15 protein-coding genes are annotated in these 18,026 nt (G+C 60.2%); 9 read left to right on the plus strand and 6 right to left on the minus strand.

What is annotated here, in order from left to right:
• Positions 1-353: 353 nt before the first annotated feature.
• Positions 354-2,531 carry a malate synthase G gene (locus ACP7EE_RS22455; RefSeq protein ID WP_426236850.1) on the minus strand — a complete coding sequence of 726 codons (2,178 nt, stop codon included), beginning with the start codon at positions 2,529-2,531 and terminating at the stop codon, positions 354-356.
• 455 nt (positions 2,532-2,986) lie between these two features.
• Between ACP7EE_RS22455 and ACP7EE_RS22460 the strand changes: the two genes are divergently transcribed.
• Positions 2,987-3,505 (plus strand): glycine cleavage system protein R, encoded by a 519-nt coding sequence (locus tag ACP7EE_RS22460; protein ID WP_420647247.1) that lies wholly within the window; start codon positions 2,987-2,989, stop codon positions 3,503-3,505.
• Between the two features lie 222 nt (positions 3,506-3,727).
• Here ACP7EE_RS22460 and rarD read toward each other — a convergent pair whose 3' ends face one another.
• The 5 genes from rarD to ACP7EE_RS22485 form a co-directional block, all read right to left on the minus strand.
• Complete coding sequence (gene rarD, locus ACP7EE_RS22465; RefSeq protein ID WP_426236852.1) at positions 3,728-4,615, minus strand: EamA family transporter RarD; 888 nt, start codon at positions 4,613-4,615, stop codon at positions 3,728-3,730.
• A 167-nt stretch (positions 4,616-4,782) separates the two neighbouring features.
• Positions 4,783-5,757: a serine/threonine protein kinase gene (locus ACP7EE_RS22470; protein ID WP_420647245.1), complete on the minus strand. Its 975-nt coding sequence runs from the start codon at positions 5,755-5,757 to the stop codon at positions 4,783-4,785.
• Positions 5,758-5,939: 182 nt separating this feature from the next.
• Complete coding sequence (locus ACP7EE_RS22475) at positions 5,940-7,841, minus strand: PhoX family protein (RefSeq protein ID WP_426236855.1); 1,902 nt, start codon at positions 7,839-7,841, stop codon at positions 5,940-5,942.
• A 69-nt stretch (positions 7,842-7,910) separates the two neighbouring features.
• Positions 7,911-8,675 carry a TOBE domain-containing protein gene (locus tag ACP7EE_RS22480; RefSeq protein WP_426236857.1) on the minus strand — a complete coding sequence of 255 codons (765 nt, stop codon included), beginning with the start codon at positions 8,673-8,675 and terminating at the stop codon, positions 7,911-7,913.
• Between the two features lie 63 nt (positions 8,676-8,738).
• Positions 8,739-9,479 carry a ComF family protein gene (locus tag ACP7EE_RS22485; RefSeq protein ID WP_426236859.1) on the minus strand — a complete coding sequence of 247 codons (741 nt, stop codon included), beginning with the start codon at positions 9,477-9,479 and terminating at the stop codon, positions 8,739-8,741.
• Between the two features lie 91 nt (positions 9,480-9,570).
• Here ACP7EE_RS22485 and bioB point away from each other — a divergent pair, with 91 nt between their 5' ends.
• From bioB to ACP7EE_RS22525, 8 genes are all read left to right on the plus strand, one after another.
• Positions 9,571-10,626, plus strand: a complete 1,056-nt coding sequence (gene bioB / locus ACP7EE_RS22490) for a biotin synthase BioB (protein ID WP_426236861.1) — start codon at positions 9,571-9,573, stop codon at positions 10,624-10,626.
• A 7-nt stretch (positions 10,627-10,633) separates the two neighbouring features.
• Positions 10,634-11,812, plus strand: a complete 1,179-nt coding sequence (gene bioF, locus ACP7EE_RS22495) for an 8-amino-7-oxononanoate synthase (RefSeq protein WP_426236863.1) — start codon at positions 10,634-10,636, stop codon at positions 11,810-11,812.
• Complete coding sequence (locus ACP7EE_RS22500) at positions 11,805-12,536, plus strand: alpha/beta fold hydrolase (protein ID WP_426236865.1); 732 nt, start codon at positions 11,805-11,807, stop codon at positions 12,534-12,536. Before bioF ends, ACP7EE_RS22500 begins: the two co-directional genes overlap by 8 nt.
• Complete coding sequence (gene bioC / locus ACP7EE_RS22505; protein ID WP_426236867.1) at positions 12,529-13,341, plus strand: malonyl-ACP O-methyltransferase BioC; 813 nt, start codon at positions 12,529-12,531, stop codon at positions 13,339-13,341. The genes ACP7EE_RS22500 and bioC overlap by 8 nt, the downstream gene beginning before the upstream one ends.
• Complete coding sequence (bioD, locus tag ACP7EE_RS22510) at positions 13,338-14,018, plus strand: dethiobiotin synthase (RefSeq protein WP_420647237.1); 681 nt, start codon at positions 13,338-13,340, stop codon at positions 14,016-14,018. The genes bioC and bioD overlap by 4 nt, the downstream gene beginning before the upstream one ends.
• A gap of 106 nt (positions 14,019-14,124) precedes the next feature.
• Entirely contained in the window at positions 14,125-14,421 is a 297-nt protein-coding gene (locus tag ACP7EE_RS22515; RefSeq protein ID WP_426205663.1) for a pyrroloquinoline quinone biosynthesis protein PqqE, read from the plus strand.
• A 277-nt stretch (positions 14,422-14,698) separates the two neighbouring features.
• On the plus strand, positions 14,699-16,504 hold the full coding sequence (locus ACP7EE_RS22520) for a phenylacyl-CoA dehydrogenase (protein ID WP_420647235.1): 1,806 nt from the start codon (positions 14,699-14,701) through the stop codon (positions 16,502-16,504).
• A gap of 229 nt (positions 16,505-16,733) precedes the next feature.
• Positions 16,734-18,023: a GGDEF domain-containing protein gene (locus ACP7EE_RS22525; protein ID WP_420647234.1), complete on the plus strand. Its 1,290-nt coding sequence runs from the start codon at positions 16,734-16,736 to the stop codon at positions 18,021-18,023.
• Positions 18,024-18,026: the final 3 nt, after the last annotated feature.

Consider the following 18,026-nt stretch of genomic DNA (forward strand, 5'->3'; position numbering starts at 1 on the left):
GGACTCTTGATTCCAGGGCATGGTCAGCACCTCCTGACCATGATTGATACCTGTAAACCATGTCCCCGGTCTCAAACGTAAAGGATGTACCCGGTATTTACCCACCCCAGCCCTCTCCCGGAGGGAGAGGGGGCCGACCTAAGTGTCTGCAGAGTGACATCGACCTGAAATGTCGCGGGTGAATATAGATCTCAAACGCAACAGAGATTGGCTCCCTTTCCCCCCTCGCCCCCTTGGGGGAGAGGGCTGGGGTGAGGGGGTAAGATCTCAGCCACACCACAAATGCCAAACGCACACAAAAAAAGCCCTGATCCGCAAGATCAGGGCTTTTTCGTGTCCGGCATCAGCGCAAGTTACAAGCCGTTGGCAGCCTTGAACTCACGACGCCGACGGTGCAACACCGGCTCGGTGTACCCGTTCGGCTGCTTCGTACCTTCGACAACCAACTCGACCGCCGCCTGGAAGGCGATGTTGCTGTCGAAGTTCGGGGCCAGCGGACGGTACAGCGGATCGTTGGCGTTCTGACGATCGACCACCGGCGCCATGCGCTTGAGGCTTTCCATGACCTGATCTTCAGTGACGATGCCGTGGCGCAGCCAGTTGGCGATGTGCTGGCTGGAGATGCGCAGGGTCGCACGGTCTTCCATCAGGCCGATGTCGTTGATATCCGGCACTTTCGAGCAACCCACGCCCTGGTCGATCCAGCGCACCACGTAACCGAGAATGCCCTGAGAGTTGTTGTCCAGTTCGTGCTTGATCTGCTCTGGCGTCCAGTTCGGGTTGACCGCCAGCGGGATGGTCAAGATGTCATCGACCGAAGCGCGCGCACGTTTGGCCAGCTCGGCCTGACGCGCGAACACGTCGACCTTGTGGTAATGCAGCGCATGCAGCGCGGCGGCGGTCGGCGATGGAACCCAGGCGGTGTTGGCGCCGGCCAATGGATGCGCGATTTTCTGTTCAAGCATCGCAGCCATCAGATCGGGCATGGCCCACATGCCTTTACCGATTTGCGCACGACCTTGCAGGCCGGTGCTCAGACCGATATCGACGTTCCAGTTCTCGTAGGCGCCGATCCACTTCTCGGCCTTCATGTCCGCCTTGCGCACCATCGGGCCGGCTTCCATGGAGGTGTGGATTTCGTCGCCGGTACGGTCGAGGAAACCGGTGTTGATGAACACCACGCGCTCGCTGGCGGCCTGGATGCACGCCTTGAGGTTGACTGTGGTGCGGCGCTCCTCGTCCATGATCCCGACTTTCAGGGTGTTGCGCTCGAGGCCGAGCACGTCTTCGATGCGGCCGAACAACTCGTTGGTGAACGCCGCTTCTTCCGGGCCGTGCATCTTCGGTTTGACGATGTAGACCGAGCCGGTGCGGGTGTTCTTGCGCGAGGTGTTGCCGTTGAGGTTGTGCATGGCCGCAAGGCAAGTGATCAGACCGTCGAGAATGCCTTCCGGTACTTCGTTGCCGTGCTTGTCGAGGATCGCGTCGATGGTCATCAGATGGCCAACGTTACGCACAAACAACAACGAACGGCCGTGCAGGGTCACTTCACTGCCATCGACGGCGGTATAAGTGCGGTCCGGGTTCATGGTGCGGGTGAAAGTCTGGCCGCCCTTGGAAACGGATTCCGCCAGATCGCCCTTCATCAGGCCGAGCCAGTTGCGGTAGATCAGCACTTTGTCGTCGGCATCGACAGCAGCCACGGAGTCTTCGCAGTCCATGATGGTGGTCAGCGCTGCTTCCATCAGGATGTCTTTGACGCCAGCAGCGTCGGTCTGGCCAACCGGGGTGTTGGCGTCGATCTGGATTTCGAAATGCAGACCGTTGTTCTTCAGCAGGATCGCAATCGGGGCATTTACGTCGCCCTGGAAACCGATCAACTGAGCGTCGTTGCGCAGGCCGCTGTTGCTGCCACCCTTGAGGGTCACCACCAGTTTGCCGTCAGCGATTTTGTAGCCGATGGAATCGACGTGGGAGCCAGCAGCCAATGGCGCGGCTTCGTCGAGGAAGGCGCGGGCGAAAGCGATGACTTTGTCGCCGCGAACCTTGTTGTAACCTTTGCCTTTTTCCGCACCACCGTCTTCGCTGATCGCGTCGGTGCCGTAGAGCGCGTCGTACAACGAACCCCAGCGGGCGTTCGAAGCGTTGAGGGCGAAGCGTGCGTTCATTACCGGCACAACCAGTTGCGGGCCGGCAGTACGGGCGATTTCGTCATCGACGTTCTGCGTGGTTGCCTGGAAATCAGCCGCTTCTGGCAGCAGATAACCGATCTCTTGCAGGAAGGCTTTATAGGCCACGGCGTCATGTGGTTGACCGGCACGGGATTGGTGCCAGCCGTCGACACGGGCCTGGAAGTCATCGCGTTTGGCGAGTAGGGCTTTGTTCTTTGGCGCCAGGTCGTGAATGACCTTTTCGGCACCTTCCCAGAATTTGTCGGCGGTGAGGCCGGTACCGGGAATGGCTTCGTTGTTCACGAAGTCGAACAGGACTTTGGCGACCTGCAGGCCACCGACTTGAACGTGTTCAGTCATTGCTTGCCTCACTCTGCTCAGCTATTGCGCTTTTCAGCTCTTCAATTTTGACAATGAAGCCTCTGGCCATTTAAACCACAAACCCCTCGACCAGTACATGCCATTGCTGGCGGCTGGGCTAGGTCCAATCAACGGCTTGAGGGCCTTCTGACGGGGCTTTCAGGGTTGCGAATGTGCCTTGGGCAGACATCGATCCGGCGTTATGTAGTGCTTGCTGCGGCATACTACATGATGAGTTGCGGTTGTGAAAATCAGACTAATAACGTCGTTCTGCGACCCCATGACGCATTGCGGTCACGGCGCGGAACGGGATGTTCTCAAAAAACCAATGGATTGTTCCAGTTAAATATAAAAAGTTGTACACGATTTGCGATTTCACGCGTCTGCGGCCGCGCGCCGAACGCTTGCCTATACTCATCCTTCTATAACAAAAGTCATGACAAGAGGGCTGCGCCATGGATCATCTCGTACTCACGGTCTTCGCTCCGGACAAGCCGGGGCAGGTCGAGCGCATCGCCCAATGCATCGCCGAACATGGCGGCAACTGGCTGGAGAGTCGCATGTCGCGGATGGCCGGGCAGTTCGCCGGGATTCTGCGGGTGGGCGTACCGGCGGAGGCTTACGACGAATTAGTCGATGCCTTACAAGCCCTGTCGGCGCATGGCATCCGCGTGCTGATTGCCGAGAGCGGCATCGAGCAGTCGTGCACCTGGAAACCGATTGCCATGGAGTTGGTGGGCAATGATCGTCCGGGAATCGTGCGCGATATCACCCGGCTGCTGAGTGAGCAGGGCGTCAATCTCGAACGGTTGGTGACCGAAGTGCGTCCGGCGCCGATGAGCAGCGAGCCGCTGTTCCACGCCGAGGCGATTCTGGCGGTGCCGCTGACGCTGTCGCTGGACGTGCTGCAAGCGCGCCTGGAAACCCTGGCTGATGATCTGATGGTGGAATTGGTGCTGCGCACCGAGGTTTAGCAAGGATCAGGTTATCCAGTTTTAACGTGCACCTGCCTGTGGATAACCTGTAGAGACCAGTCGCCAGGCCACGTCCGCCGTGGCCTGGCGAGGATTGATCAAAAAACCGCCAGCATTCAACGACTTGCGCACAATCGCCGGGGATCACGCTGTGGATAACCTTGGGGTGAAACGCTGCAGGCCACGAATAACGTGGCCTACAATGGTTTGTGCGTTTTTTGATCAGCTACGGCGGCGCAAACTTATCCACGCATCGACGCTGTACACCGCGAGACCGACCCAGATAAAGATGAATGCGACCAGTGTGCTGGACGACAAATGCTCATCGAACAGCAGCACGGCTTGCAGCAGTACCAAAGTCGGCGCCAGGTATTGCAGGAAGCCGATGGTGGTGTAGGGCAGGTGCCGCGTTGCGGCGTTGAAGCACACCAGCGGCACCAGAGTCACCGGGCCGGCGGCGACCAGCCACCACGCTTCGGAGGTGGTCCAGAATTCAGCCTGCGCACTGGTGGCACTCGGGTTGAACAGCAACCACGCCACGGCAATCGGCACCAACATCCAGGTTTCGACGACTAACCCGGGCAACGCCTTGACCGGCGCTTGCTTGCGGATCAAACCGTAGAAACCAAAAGTCAGCGCCAGCACCAGCGACACCCACGGCAGACTGCCGACCTGCCACACTTGCTGCGCCACGCCGACCGCCGCCAGCCCCACCGCGATCCACTGCATCCGGCGCAGACGTTCACCGAGGATCAACATCCCCAGCAACACGTTGACCAGCGGATTGATGTAGTAACCGAGGCTCGCTTCGAGCATGCGCCCGTTGTTCACCGACCAGACGTAAGTCAGCCAGTTGGCCGCAATCAAGGTGCCGCTCAGTGCAAGAACAGCCAGACGTTGCGGGTTCTCTCGCAGCTCTCGCCACCAGCCCGGATGCTTCCACACCATCAGCAACAGCGCGCCAAACAGTGCCGACCAGAGTACGCGGTGGATGATGATTTCTACCGCCGGCACTTCGGCGATGGCTTTGAAATAGAGCGGGAACAGGCCCCAGATGATGTAGGCACTCAGGCCCAGAATGTACCCGCGACGCGGGTTGGCGGCTTGCATGCAGAATCCTTGCTTAGGCAACTAACAAAGCAGCGATTGTAAGGAGGTTGTATAGATGTGTCGTGTCAGAAAACAAAAAGATCGCAGCCTTCGGCAGCTCCTACAGGTTCAATGTAGGAGCTGCCGAAGGCTCGGGCCGCGTTCGGACGATCTTTTGATCTTGAAAATTAAAACAGTTTCAGCGGTTCTTCGTTGAGCGCCGAGAGTTGCTCACGCAACGCCAGCACCTGATCGCCCCAATAGCGTTCGGTACCAAACCACGGAAAGCTGTGCGGGAACGCCGGGTCATCCCAACGGCGCGCCAGCCACGCGCTGTAATGCATCAGACGCAACGCACGCAGCGGTTCGATCAACGCAAGTTCACGCGGGTCGAAGTCGTGAAATTCGTTGTAGCCATCCATCAATTCCGACAACTGTCCGAGACATTCCTGACGGTCGCCGGCGAGCATCATCCAGATGTCCTGCACGGCCGGACCCATCCGGCAGTCGTCGAGGTCGACGATGTGGAACATCTCGTCGCGGCACATCATGTTGCCGGGGTGGCAATCGCCGTGCATGCGGATGTTCTGGTGCGGGGTGTTGGCGTAAACGTCTTCAACGCGTTTGAGCAGATCGCGGGCGACCGACTCGTAAGCCGGCAGCAGGCTCTTGGGGATGAAATTGCCTTCGAGCAAGGTGTTCAGCGAGGCATGCCCGAAGTTCTGCACGGCGAGCGCTTCGCGGTGTTCGAACGGACGCGTCGCGCCGACCGCGTGAATGCGCCCGAGCAACTGGCCGAGGCGATACAGCTGATCAAGATTGCCCGGCTCCGGCGCGCGGCCACCACGGCGGGGAAACAGGGTGAAACGAAAACCGGCGTGCTCGTGCAGGGTTTCACCGTTGTGAATCAGTGGCGCCACTACCGGAATATCGACGTCGGCCAATTCGAAGGTGAACTTGTGTTCTTCCAGAATGGCGTCGGTAGTCCAGCGTTGTGGACGGTAGAACTTGGCGATCAGCGGTTCGGAGTCTTCGATGCCGACCTGGTAGACGCGGTTTTCGTAGCTGTTGAGCGCCAGAATGCGCGCGTCACTCAGGAAGCCAATGCTTTCAACGGCATCGAGCACGAGATCTGGGGTGAGGGTTTCAAACGGATGGGCCATGCTGACTCCTGCGCGCAGCAGGCTGCCGCGTCCGGCCCGGCATGGTAGCGCAGATGGCAGCAGCAGAGGTGGTTGGTGTCTGTACCAACGCTATCGCTGGCAAGCCAGCTCCCACAAGGTATCGCGCAAAAACCTGTGGGAGCTGCGGTGCGACGATTCGACTTGCCAGCGATGAGGGCCGGTCAGGCGCCGACGATCCCGCCATCTTCACGGGAAATCGCCATCACCGAAGAGCGCGGCTTACCATTCGGCAGATGCTCAGGGAAGGTCGATCCACCGTTCTCCCCCGGATGCTGAATCCCGACAAACAGCGTCTTGTAATCCGGCGAAAAGCTGATCCCGGTGACTTCACAACCTACCGGCCCGACCATGAATCGGCGAATCTCGCCAGTTGCAGGGTCGGCGCAAAGCATCTGGTTGTTGCCCATCCCGGCAAAGTCCCCGGCATTGCTCGAATCGCCGTCAGTCAGAATCCACAGCCGCCCAGCCTTGTCGAAACCCAAGCCATCCGGGCTGTTGAACATGTTCTGTGGGGTGATGTTCTTCGAGCCACCCTTCGGCGTGCCGGCATGTACACCTGGATTGCCAGCGACCACGAACAGATCCCAGGCAAACGTCTTCGACGCGTGATCGTCGCGGTCGGTGCGCCAGCGCAGGATCTGCCCGTAGACGTTTTTCTCGCGCGGGTTTGGCCCACCGACCGGTTGGCCGTCTTCGCCGCGTTTGGCGTTGTTGGTCAGGGTGCAATAAACCTGGCAGTCTTTCGGGCTGACCACGATCCACTCCGGGCGGTCCATGCGCGTGGCGCCGACCACACTGGCGGCGAGGCGGGCGTGGATCAGCACTTCGCCCTGATCGGCGAAACCGCTGCTGGCGTCGATGCCGTTCTTGCCGTGGGTCAGTTCGATCCACTGGCCCTGGCCTTTCGGGTGATCGGGGTTGCTGTCGCCATTGTCGAACTTGGCCACGTACAGCGTGCCATGATCGAGCAGGTCGCGGTTGGCCTTGGCATTACGGTGATTGATGCGGTCGCGGCTGATGAATTTGTAGATGAACTCGCCGCGCTCGTCGTCGCCCATGTACACCACGGCGCGACCGTCGTCGGTCTCGGCCAGTGCGGCGTTTTCATGTTTGAAACGGCCCAGCGCGGTGCGTTTGACCGGGGTCGATTGCGGATCGAATGGATCGATCTCGACCACCCAGCCGTGACGATTGAGTTCGTTGGGGTTCTTCGCCATGTCGAAACGCGGATCGTGCGGGTGCCAGTTGATCTCGCGGCTGGCGACCGAGACGCCGTAGCGTTTCTGCGCCGCGTCAAATTGCTGCTGGGCGTTGCTGCTGCCGAAGCAATCGGTGAAGTTCTCTTCGCAGGTCAGATAAGTGCCCCACGGCGTCTTGCCGTTGGCGCAGTTCTGGAACGTGCCGAGGACTTTCTTGCCGTGTTTGTCGGCGCTGGTTTTCATCAGATCGTGGCCAGCGGCCGGGCCACTGATGCGCAGCGGCGAGTTACCGTGGATGCGCCGGTTGTAGCGCGAGCCCTGCACGAATTGCCACTGGCCATTCCTGCGCTGCACTTCGATCACCGACACGCCTTCACATGCCAGTGCCTTGCGCACATCTTCCGCCGACTGCGGCATGCCGCCATGCGGGTAGAGGTAGCGATAGTTGGTGTATTCGTTGTTGATCGCCATCAACGCGCGGTTTTTTTCGCCGGGGAATTCGAACAGGCTCATGCCGTCGTTGTTGTCGCCGAACTGCACTTCCTGTGCGGTCGCGGTGCCATTGCCGCTCGGGTCGAACGCCGGGCCGTTCTTTTGCAGCGGCTGGCCCCAACTGATCAGCACCGAAGACTTGTAGCCCTTGGGCAACGTGATGGTGTCAGTGGTGGCGGCCGCGATGCTGTCGAAACCCAGCAGACGGCTGTTGCCGGCGCTGACGCTGGCGGCCAGTACGCTACGGCTCAACAGGTTGCCACCGAGGAACATTGCGGCACCGCACAACGCGCCGGCGCTGATGAAACCGCGACGGCTGAGGCCGACCATTTTTTCCAGGTCAGTCGATTGGTTTTCTTCTAATAGGCTCACATCAGGCTCCCTGCATGGTTTTGGGTGCCACCTTAATGCGCGACGATGACGCTTTCGTTGCAGCGCTCTTTAGAGCGGTGTGCCAAGTAGCACATTGGATGGCGAGAACTGCACCTGCACCGGTTGTTCGAGGGTCAGGCCGCGGGTGCGCAAATCCAGCGGTTCGGCCAGCGCACACAAGGTCTGGCCGTTGGGCAGGGCGATGCGCACTTCGCTCGGGCCGTCCTCGGCGTCGAGGATCGCTTCGATGCGCCCGATCAGGTGGTTATGGCCTGCGACGGGTGAGTCGTTGACCGCGTGCAGATCCAGCCACCCGGCCTTGATCAGCGCGACTACTTCGGTGCCCGTTTGCAGCTCCAGATGCACGGTGCTGTCGTGAGTGATCTGCGCGTCGATGCGCAGGCCCTCGGCCAGCTCCAGACGGATCAGATCGTTGCGGCCCTGAGTTTCAATCGCCACGACTTTGCCGTGCAATTGATTGCGTGCACTGGTTCTGAGCATCAATCGTCCGAGCAGATCGAGGTCGCTGGCATCTTCAGCGGCTTCCAGCACTTGCGCCTGCAAGGCTTGCAGCTTCTGGTACAGGCGCAGCACGCGTTCGCCCTCAGTCGACAACCTCGCACCGCCGCCGCCCTTGCCGCCGACCACCCGCTCCACCAGCGGTTTTTGCGCGAGGTTGTTCAGTTCATCAATGGCATCCCACGCAGCCTTGTAACTCAGACCGGCGCTTTTTGCGGCGCGGGTGATCGAACCCTGTTCGGCGATGTGTTGCAGCAGGGCGATGCGCTGCGGGCGGCGGACGATGTGCTGGGACAATAAGGTGGGCAGGGACATGGCGGGTGCTTTGGGCTCGGTCGATGGGGGAGGAAGTTGGCCGCTTGCGGCGCTTGAGTCAAGTCAGGGCAATTCACCGGGTTTGGGCGTGCGCGCCAGGCAATAGACGTCGACCCGCGCGGCACCTGCAGCGCGCAACAGGCGGGCGAGTGCTTGCGCAGTGGCGCCGGTGGTCAGTACGTCGTCGACCAAGGCGAAATGTCGACCCTGCACATTGGCGTCGGGCTTCAGGGTGAAGGCATTGCGCAGATTGAATTTTCGCGCCTTGGCGTTGAGATCTTGTTGAGCGCTGGTGTCGTGAATGCGCCGCAGAATGGTTTCGTCGCAGGGCAGATCGAGCTGCTGCCCGAGCCAGCGCCCGAGCATCGCCGCTTGATTGAAACCGCGTTGGCGCAGACGCTTGGTCGCAAGTGGCACCGGCAGTAATGCATCGGGACGCGGCAAGTCTTCTTCGAAGCGATGTTGCAGGAATTGACCAAGAACGTCGGCGAGCAGGCGGCCAAACGGCCATTTGGCGTTGTGCTTGAAGCGCGTGATCAGACTGTCCACGGGAAAGCCATACATCCACGGCACAGCGACTTGCTCGAATGCTGGCGGATCTTTCAGGCAGCCGCCACAGGTCAGGCCGGACCCGGGCAACGGCAGGGCGCAAGTGATGCATTGATCGCCAAGCCAGGGCAGCTCGGTTTCGCAGGCCATGCACAGCGGTGTATCCGCATCCGCGGCTTCATCGCACAACAAGCAGTGTTGTTTGTTTTTTAACCAGATGTAAACCGGCTTCTCGCAGTATGGTTGACAGCGCATCGCTCTTCCTTAAATATGCCGAACATCCGTGTCGTGCTTGTGGTTATTCCTTATCCACGGGCACTTGCCAAGCATAACCAAGGAATCGCCCATGAGCGCCAGCACCTCTGCCACCCTGCGTCACGACTGGTCTTTGGCCGAAGTCAAAGCACTCTTCGTACAGCCATTCAACGACTTGCTGTTCCAGGCCCAGACCGTGCACCGCGCGCACTTCGACGCCAATCGCGTGCAGGTCTCGACCCTGTTGTCGATCAAAACCGGCGCCTGCCCGGAAGATTGCAAATATTGTCCGCAGTCCGGTCACTACAACACCGGCCTGGAAAAAGAAAAGCTGATGGAAGTGCAGAAAGTCCTCGAAGAGGCTGCCCGCGCCAAGGCCATCGGCTCGACGCGTTTCTGCATGGGCGCGGCGTGGAAGCATCCGTCGGCCAAAGACATGCCGTACGTGCTGAAAATGGTCGAAGGCGTGAAAGCTCTCGGTCTGGAAACCTGCATGACTCTCGGCCGCCTCGATCAGGATCAGACCGAAGCGCTGGCCAAGGCCGGTCTTGATTACTACAACCACAACCTCGACACCTCGCCCGAGTTCTACGGCAGCATCATCACCACTCGTACTTACAGCGAGCGCCTGCAAACCCTGGCTTACGTGCGTGATTCGGGGATGAAGATCTGCTCCGGCGGGATTCTCGGCATGGGCGAGTCGCTGGATGACCGCGCCAATCTGCTGATCCAGTTGGCCAACCTGCCGGAGCATCCGGAATCGGTGCCGATCAACATGCTGGTGAAAGTTGCCGGTACGCCGCTGGAGAATGCCGAGGACGTCGATCCGTTCGACTTCATCCGCATGCTCGCCGTGGCGCGCATCCTCATGCCGAAATCCCACGTGCGCCTGTCCGCCGGCCGCGAAGCGATGAACGAGCAGATGCAGGCCTTGGCGTTCTTCGCCGGTGCCAACTCGATTTTCTACGGCGACAAATTGCTGACCACCGCCAACCCGCAAGCGGACAAAGACATGCAACTGTTTGCGCGTCTGGGCATCCAGCCGGAAGCGCGCGAAGAACACGCCGATGAAGTGCATCAGGCCGCCATCGAGCAGGCGCTGGTGGAGCAGAAGAGCAGCGAGCAGTTCTATAACGCTGCGGTCTGAGGCCGGCATGTCTTTCGATCTCGCCGCACGCCTGACTGCCCGTCGTGCGGATAATCTTTATCGCCAACGACCGCTGCTTGAAAGCCCGCAAGGGCCGGAAGTGGTGGTCGATGGCCAGCCTTTGTTGGCGTTCTGCAACAACGATTACCTCGGCCTGGCCAATCACCCGCAAGTGATCGAAGCCTGGCGTGCCGGGGCTTCGAAGTGGGGCGTCGGTGGTGGCGCGTCGCATCTGGTGATCGGCCACAGTGGCCCGCATCACGCGCTGGAAGAAGCCTTGGCTGATCTCACCGGACGGCCACGTGCGTTGCTGTTCACCACCGGATACATGGCCAACCTCGGCGCGGTCACGGCGCTGGTCGGGCAGGGCGATACGGTGCTGGAAGATCGCCTGAATCACGCCTCGTTACTGGATGCCGGTTTGCTATCGGGAGCGCGTTTCAATCGTTATCTGCACAACGACGCCGAGAGTCTCGCCAAGCGTCTGGAGAAAGCTACCGGCAACACGCTGGTGGTCACCGACGGCGTGTTCAGCATGGACGGCGACCTTGCCGATTTACCAGCGCTGGCCCGCGAAGCCAAGGCCAAGGGCGCGTGGCTGATGGTCGATGACGCGCATGGCTTCGGACCGCTGGGGGCGAATGGCGGCGGCATCGTCGAGCATTTCGGTTTGAGTCAGAACGATGTGCCGGTGCTGGTCGGCACCCTCGGCAAAGCCTTCGGCACTGCTGGTGCGTTTGTCGCTGGCAGTGAAGAACTGATCGAAAGCCTGATCCAGTTCGCCCGCCCGTACATTTACACCACCAGTCAGCCACCGGCACTGGCCTGTGCGACGCTGAAAAGTCTGGAGCTGCTGCGCACTGAGCATTGGCGCCGTGAGCATTTGCACGTTTTGATCCGCCAGTTCCGTCAGGGTGCCGAGCAGATTGGTCTGGAGCTGATGGACAGCTTCACGCCGATCCAGCCGATCATGATTGGCGATGCCGGGCGCGCCATGCGGCTGTCGCAGATGTTGCGAGAGCGCGGGCTGATGGTCACGGCGATTCGTCCACCGACGGTTCCGGCTGGCAGCGCACGTCTGCGTGTGACCCTGACCGCTGCCCACAGCGAGACGCAGGTGCAGCTATTGTTGGATGGACTGGCCGATTGTTTTGCCCTGCTCAAGTCGGAGCCCGACCATGCGTGATCGCCTGATTCTGCTGCCCGGCTGGGGCCTCGGGGTTTCGCCGCTGGAACCGCTGGCTGCTGCGTTGCGCGGGCTCGACGAGCATCTGAATGTCGAGATCGAGCCGTTGCCGGAGCTGGCGTCCAGCGACGTGGCGCAATGGCTCGACGAACTCGAAGAGCGGATCCCGCAGGACGTCTGGCTCGGCGGCTGGTCGCTGGGCGGCATGCTCGCATCCGAACTGGCGGCGCGTCGTGGCGAGCGCTGCTGCGGCTTGCTGACGCTGGCGAGCAATCCTTCGTTTGTCGCCCATGATCAGTGGCCGAGTGCGATGCCGGGCGAGACGTTCGATGCGTTTCTTGCCGGTTGCCAGGCCGATCCGAAAATGACCCTCAAGCGTTTCTCGCTGCTGTGCGCGCAAGGTGCAGCGGACTCGCGCGGGTTATCGCGGCTGCTGCTCGGCGCGGCGCCGAATACCGCGCCGAGCGCGTTGATGGCCGGGCTGGAATTGCTCGCGCAAATCGACACGCGTGAAGCGTTGCAGGCGTTTCGCGGGCCGCAGTTGCATCTGTTCGGCGGACTGGATGCTTTGGTGCCGGCCGAGGCGGCGGGTGAGTTGTTCGCGTTTATTGCTGATATCGAGGTCGGTCTGATTGAACAGGCCAGCCATGCGTTTCTTCTGGAAGACCCGCATGGAGTGGCGGGTGCGATTCAGGCTTTTCTACATGAGAGTGGTAATGACTGATTTGTCTCTTGCTGCGCTGCCCGGCGGCTTGCCTGACAAGCGTCAGGTGGCGGCATCGTTTTCCCGTGCGGCGGCCAGTTACGACAGCGTCGCCGAGTTGCAGCGGGATGTCGGTGCGCAATTGCTCAATCGCTTGCCGGTGGATTTTGTTCCGTCGCGCTGGCTGGATCTGGGTTGCGGCACCGGTTATTTCACTCGCGCTTTAGCCGAGCGCTTCGGCGGCGACCAAGGCCTGGCGCTGGATATCGCCGAAGGCATGCTCAATCATGCGCGGCCGTTGGGTGGCGCGACACACTTCATAGCTGGCGATGCCGAGCGTTTGCCGTTGCAGGATGCGACCTGCGATCTGATCTTCTCCAGCCTCGCGGTGCAGTGGTGCGCTGATTTCGAGTCGGTGCTCAGCGAAGCCTTTCGCGTGCTGAAACCGGGGGGGATTTTCGCGTTTGCTAGTCTGTGTGCAGGAACGCTGTACGAATTGCGCGATAGCTGGCGTCAGGTCGATGGCATGGTGCATGTAAACCGTTTCCGCGAGTTCGCCCGGTATGAGCAATTGTGCGCAGCTAGCGGCTTGCGCGCAGTGAGTCTGGAGAACCAGCCGCATGTGCTGCATTACCCGGACGTGCGCAACCTGACGCATGAATTGAAGGCGCTGGGTGCGCACAATCTCAATCCGGGGCGGCCGGGCGGTTTGACCGGCCGGGCGCGGATTCTCGGGCTGGTCGAGGCTTACGAGCAGTTCCGCCAGCCAGCGGGATTGCCGGCGACTTATCGAGTGGTCTACGCCGTGTTGGAGAAACCGTTATGAGCGCAGCCTATTTCATCACCGGGACTGACACCGACGTCGGCAAGACCACCGTCGCTGCCGGCCTGTTGCACGCTGCGCGCTCGGCCGGGTTGAGCACGGCGGCGGGTAAACCGGTGGCGTCGGGTTGCGTCGTCACTCCGAAAGGGCTGCGCAACTCGGATGCGTTGGCCTTGCTGGCCGAGTGCTCGGTGCCGCTGACTTATCAACAGGTCAATCCGGTGGCGTTCGAACCGGCCATCGCCCCGCATCTGGCGGCGCGCGAGGCCGGTGTGGCGCTGACCGTGCAATCGTTGCTGGCGCCGATGCGCGAGATTCTGGCGCTGAATGCTGACTTCACGCTGATCGAAGGCGCGGGTGGTTGGCGGGTGCCGTTGGCCGACCAGGACAATCTGTCGGATCTGGCGATTGCGCTGCGATTGCCGGTGATTCTGGTGGTTGGCGTGCGGCTGGGGTGTATCAGCCATGCGTTGCTGACGGCCGAGGCGATCGCGCGTGACGGGCTGCAATTGGCCGGGTGGGTGGCGAATATCATCGATCCGAAGACTTCGCGGCTGGAGGAAAATCTGGCGACGCTGGCTGAGCGGATCCCCGCGCCGTGTCTGGGGCGGGTGCCGAAACTCAAGGCTGTCAGCGCCGAATCGGTTGCCGAGCATTTGCAACTCGATCTGCTCGACTGATTTTGCCTATGGCAAGGCACTGTGCCATTAGTGTTTTTGACGGGTGTTTTTTCGGCGGCTCTGGTTCAATGGCCGTCATTGATCCTTCCCAAGGACGAGAGCTCTTATGGAAATCTCAGGTAACACAGCTTTTTATGCCGGTCTGAGCAGCATTCAGAGTGGGCAGAACCGCGTCGATCAGGCTGCCAGCCAGATCGCCAACAATACAATCGAGCGTTCGGTCACCAGCCAGTCATCGGAGGTGCAGATCGATCGCTTGCGTGGTGTGGATCGCGCGCAGCAATCGGACCTCGCCAGCAGCGTGGTCGATATGGCTCTAGGCAAGATTCAAGCGGAGCTGGGCGTGAAAGTCGCCAAGGCATCCGACGAAGTGCTGGGTACATTGATCGATACCTACGCCTGATTTTTTGTATCCCCGCATTGCCAGACGCCGCGATTATTCGCGGCGTTTTTCGTTCTAAGTCGTTATCCCTCAACTAATCTTTTTCTAGTCCTGTATGACTCGATCGAGTGCATGGCGCGTGGCTGTGTCCGTCATTCACCGAACGCGATGACGAACGGCAAAAGATCGATGCTTGACAAGATTTCGGCGTAAACGTATGTTTCAAACAACTGTTTGACCGTCACAACAAATCAATGCGGTCGTTCATTCCCGGTTACATCAGCAGAGGTTTATCGCTATGCCTGACTACAAGGCCCCCTTGCGTGATATTCGCTTCGTACGTGACGAACTGCTCGGCTACGAAGCGCACTATCAGAGCCTTCCGGCTTGCGCGGACGCAACTCCGGACATGGTTGACGCCATCCTCGAAGAAGGCGCCAAGTTTTGTGAACAGGTATTGGCTCCGCTGAACCGCGTGGGCGACATCGAAGGCTGCACCTGGAGCGAGTCCGGCGTGAAAACCCCGACTGGCTTCAAAGAGGCTTACAAGCAATTCGTCGAAGGCGGCTGGCCGAGCCTGGCGCATGACGTCGAGCACGGTGGTCAGGGTCTGCCTGAGTCGCTGGGTCTGGCGGTCAGTGAGATGGTTGGTGAAGCCAACTGGTCGTGGGGCATGTATCCAGGCCTGTCGCACGGCGCGATGAACACCATCTCCGAGCACGGCACCCCTGAGCAGCAAGAGGCCTATCTGACCAAACTGGTCTCCGGCGAATGGACCGGCACCATGTGCCTGACCGAACCGCACTGCGGCACCGACCTGGGCATGCTGCGCACCAAGGCCGAACCTCAGGCCGACGGTTCCTACAAAGTCTCCGGCACCAAGATCTTCATCTCGGCCGGCGAACACGACATGGCCGACAACATCGTCCACATCGTACTGGCCCGCCTGCCGGACGCTCCTGCCGGCACCAAAGGTATCTCGCTGTTCATCGTGCCGAAGTTCATGCCGAACGAAGATGGCACCGTCGGCGCACGCAATGCCGTGACCTGTGGCTCGCTCGAACACAAAATGGGCATCCACGGCAACGCCACTTGCGTGATGAACTTCGACGGCGCGACCGGTTATCTGATCGGCCCGGCGAACAAAGGTCTGAACTGCATGTTCACCTTTATGAACACCGCTCGTCTGGGTACCGCGCTGCAAGGTCTGGCCCACGCCGAAATCGGCTTCCAGGGTGGCCTGAAATACGCTCGCGACCGTCTGCAAATGCGTTCGTTGACTGGCCCGAAAGCGCCGGAAAAGGCTGCTGACCCGATCATCGTTCACCCAGACGTACGCCGTATGCTGTTGACCATGAAGGCATTCGCCGAAGGCAACCGTGCGATGGTGTACTTCACCGCCAAGCAGGTCGACATCGTCAAATACGGCGTGGACGAAGAAGAGAAGAAGAAAGCCGACGCACTGTTGGCCTTCATGACGCCAATCGCCAAAGCCTTCATGACTGAAGTCGGTTTCGAATCGGCTAACCACGGCGTGCAAATCTACGGCGGCCACGGCTTCATCGCCGAGTGGGGCATGGAGCAGAACGTTCGCGACAGCCGCATTTCGATGCTGTACGAAGGCACCACCGGCATCCAGGCACTCGACCTGCTCGGCCGTAAAGTACTGATGACCCAAGGCGAAGCTCTGAAAAGCTTCACCAAGATCGTCCACAAGTTCTGCCAGACCAACGAAGGCAACGAAGCTGTTCAAGAGTTCGTCACGCCGCTGGCTGCACTGAACAAAGAGTGGGGCGAGCTGACCATGAAGGTCGGTATGGCCGCCATGAAAGATCGCGAAGAAGTCGGCGCGGCCTCTGTGGATTACCTGATGTACTCCGGTTATGCCTGCCTGGCTTACTTCTGGGCTGACATGGCACGTCTGGCAGCCGAGAAACTGGCAGCGGGCACCGGCGACGCAGCGTTCTACACTGCCAAGCTGCAAACCGCGCGCTTCTACTTCCAGCGCATCCTGCCGCGTACCCGTACGCACGTGGCTACCATGCTGTCGGGCGCCAACAACCTGATGGACATGAAAGAAGAAGACTTCGCACTGGGCTACTAAGCCCCAGCGCAGTCGCTGAGAAACCGCTGCTTCCGAAAGGAGCAGCGGTTTTTTTATGCGCCCTGGATAGCGATTGGCCTCCACGCCAAATATTCCCTGATGAAACGCTAAGAAAAGTCGAATTCCTGCCGTTAAAGAGGCTGCGATGTGACCTGCGTCACATCCGATGTGCTTAACTGCTCAAAATGCAGGCACAATGCCATCTTTTGCCGGGTCGGAGCTTTACCCCTTGCCGCGTTCTTCCGCCGTACGTTTCAGTCATTTCCTACCCTCCCTGCTGTTGTTGCTCGCGGGGCTGGCGGCTGCGTACGTGAAAGACCTCAGCGTGTTTTTCACATCGCTGTTCAACGTGTTGCCGACCTTGGTGCTGTTGCTCGGCGGTGCGTACTGCGCCGTTTACCGACGCCAGCGCGAACTGTTTCTGATGGTCACGGTGTACATCGCCTACTTCCTGCTCGACACCCAGACCGACTATTACCGCGACAACGGCAAGGTTCGTGAAGACGCCGCTGTGGTGTTCCACCTGGTCTGTCTGCTGCTGCCGCTGTTGTTCGGTCTGTTCGCGGCGTGGCAGGAGCGTACGCATCTGTTTCAGGACATGGTCGCGCGCTTCGCCGTGCTGCTGGCGTTCGGCAGTGTCGCGCTGGGGATTGAGCAAAGTTACCCACAGGCGCTACTGATGTGGCTCTCGGAGATTCGCTGGCCGGCGCTGCACGGCGCGTGGATGAGCCTGATTCAGCTGTCGTATCCTGTGTTCATCTCGGCATTCCTGTTGCTCGCCTGGCAGTACTGGCGCAATCCGCGTCCGCTGCACGCGGCGCAACTCGTCGGGTTGCTCGGCGTGTTCTGGATGCTGCCGAAGACCTTCATCTTGCCGTTCACCCTGAACATCATGTGCAGCCAGGTGATGCTGATGATTGCCGCAGCCGTCGCCCACGAAGCCTATCAAATGGCCTTCCGCGATGAGCTGACGGGTCTGCCGGGCCGTCGCGCACTCAATGAGCGCATGCAGCGGCTGGGTCGCAACTACGTGCTGGCGATGAGCGACGTCGATCACTTCAAGAAATTCAACGACACCCATGGCCACGATGTCGGTGACCAAGTGCTGCGACTGGTCGCCAGCAAGCTGTCGAAAATCAGCGGAGGCGGTAGGGCGTATCGCTATGGCGGTGAGGAATTCGCCTTGGTGTTCGCAGGCAAAACCCTTGAAGAATGCATGCCGCACCTGGAAGTCATTCGCGAGTCGATTGCGTCCTACAGTATTCAGCTGCGTAATCAGGAAAACCGCCCGAATGATGACCAGCAGGGGCGCCAGCGCCGCGCCGGTTCCGGGGCATCGAGTGTGTCGGTGACGGTGAGCATCGGCGTCGCCGAACGACTGGAGCAGCGCAACCCCGAGCAAGTCTTGAAATCTGCTGACGAAGCGCTCTACAGCGCCAAGGGTGCGGGCCGAAACTGCGTGGTAGCGTACGGTCAGAATCGCCGTGGCGCGGTGCGCATGGACAGCGCTGCGGGTTGAGTG

The sequence above is a fragment of the Pseudomonas sp. TWP3-2 genome, from assembly GCF_049897765.1.
Classification (GTDB): domain Bacteria; phylum Pseudomonadota; class Gammaproteobacteria; order Pseudomonadales; family Pseudomonadaceae; genus Aquipseudomonas.

Bases quoted from the DNA above. Each gene is read 5' to 3' on its own strand.
- ACP7EE_RS22455 (WP_426236850.1), bottom strand. From the start codon at position 2,531: ATGACTGAACACGTTCAAGTCGGTGGCCTGCAGGTCGCCAAAGTCCTG.
- ACP7EE_RS22460 (WP_420647247.1), top strand. From the start codon at position 2,987: ATGGATCATCTCGTACTCACGGTCTTCGCTCCGGACAAGCCGGGGCAG.
- rarD (WP_426236852.1), bottom strand. From the start codon at position 4,615: ATGCAAGCCGCCAACCCGCGTCGCGGGTACATTCTGGGCCTGAGTGCC.
- ACP7EE_RS22470 (WP_420647245.1), bottom strand. From the start codon at position 5,757: ATGGCCCATCCGTTTGAAACCCTCACCCCAGATCTCGTGCTCGATGCC.
- ACP7EE_RS22480 (WP_426236857.1), bottom strand. From the start codon at position 8,675: ATGTCCCTGCCCACCTTATTGTCCCAGCACATCGTCCGCCGCCCGCAG.
- ACP7EE_RS22485 (WP_426236859.1), bottom strand. From the start codon at position 9,479: ATGCGCTGTCAACCATACTGCGAGAAGCCGGTTTACATCTGGTTAAAA.
- bioB (WP_426236861.1), top strand. From the start codon at position 9,571: ATGAGCGCCAGCACCTCTGCCACCCTGCGTCACGACTGGTCTTTGGCC.
- bioF (WP_426236863.1), top strand. From the start codon at position 10,634: ATGTCTTTCGATCTCGCCGCACGCCTGACTGCCCGTCGTGCGGATAAT.
- ACP7EE_RS22500 (WP_426236865.1), top strand. From the start codon at position 11,805: ATGCGTGATCGCCTGATTCTGCTGCCCGGCTGGGGCCTCGGGGTTTCG.
- bioC (WP_426236867.1), top strand. From the start codon at position 12,529: ATGACTGATTTGTCTCTTGCTGCGCTGCCCGGCGGCTTGCCTGACAAG.
- bioD (WP_420647237.1), top strand. From the start codon at position 13,338: ATGAGCGCAGCCTATTTCATCACCGGGACTGACACCGACGTCGGCAAG.
- ACP7EE_RS22515 (WP_426205663.1), top strand. From the start codon at position 14,125: ATGGAAATCTCAGGTAACACAGCTTTTTATGCCGGTCTGAGCAGCATT.
- ACP7EE_RS22520 (WP_420647235.1), top strand. From the start codon at position 14,699: ATGCCTGACTACAAGGCCCCCTTGCGTGATATTCGCTTCGTACGTGAC.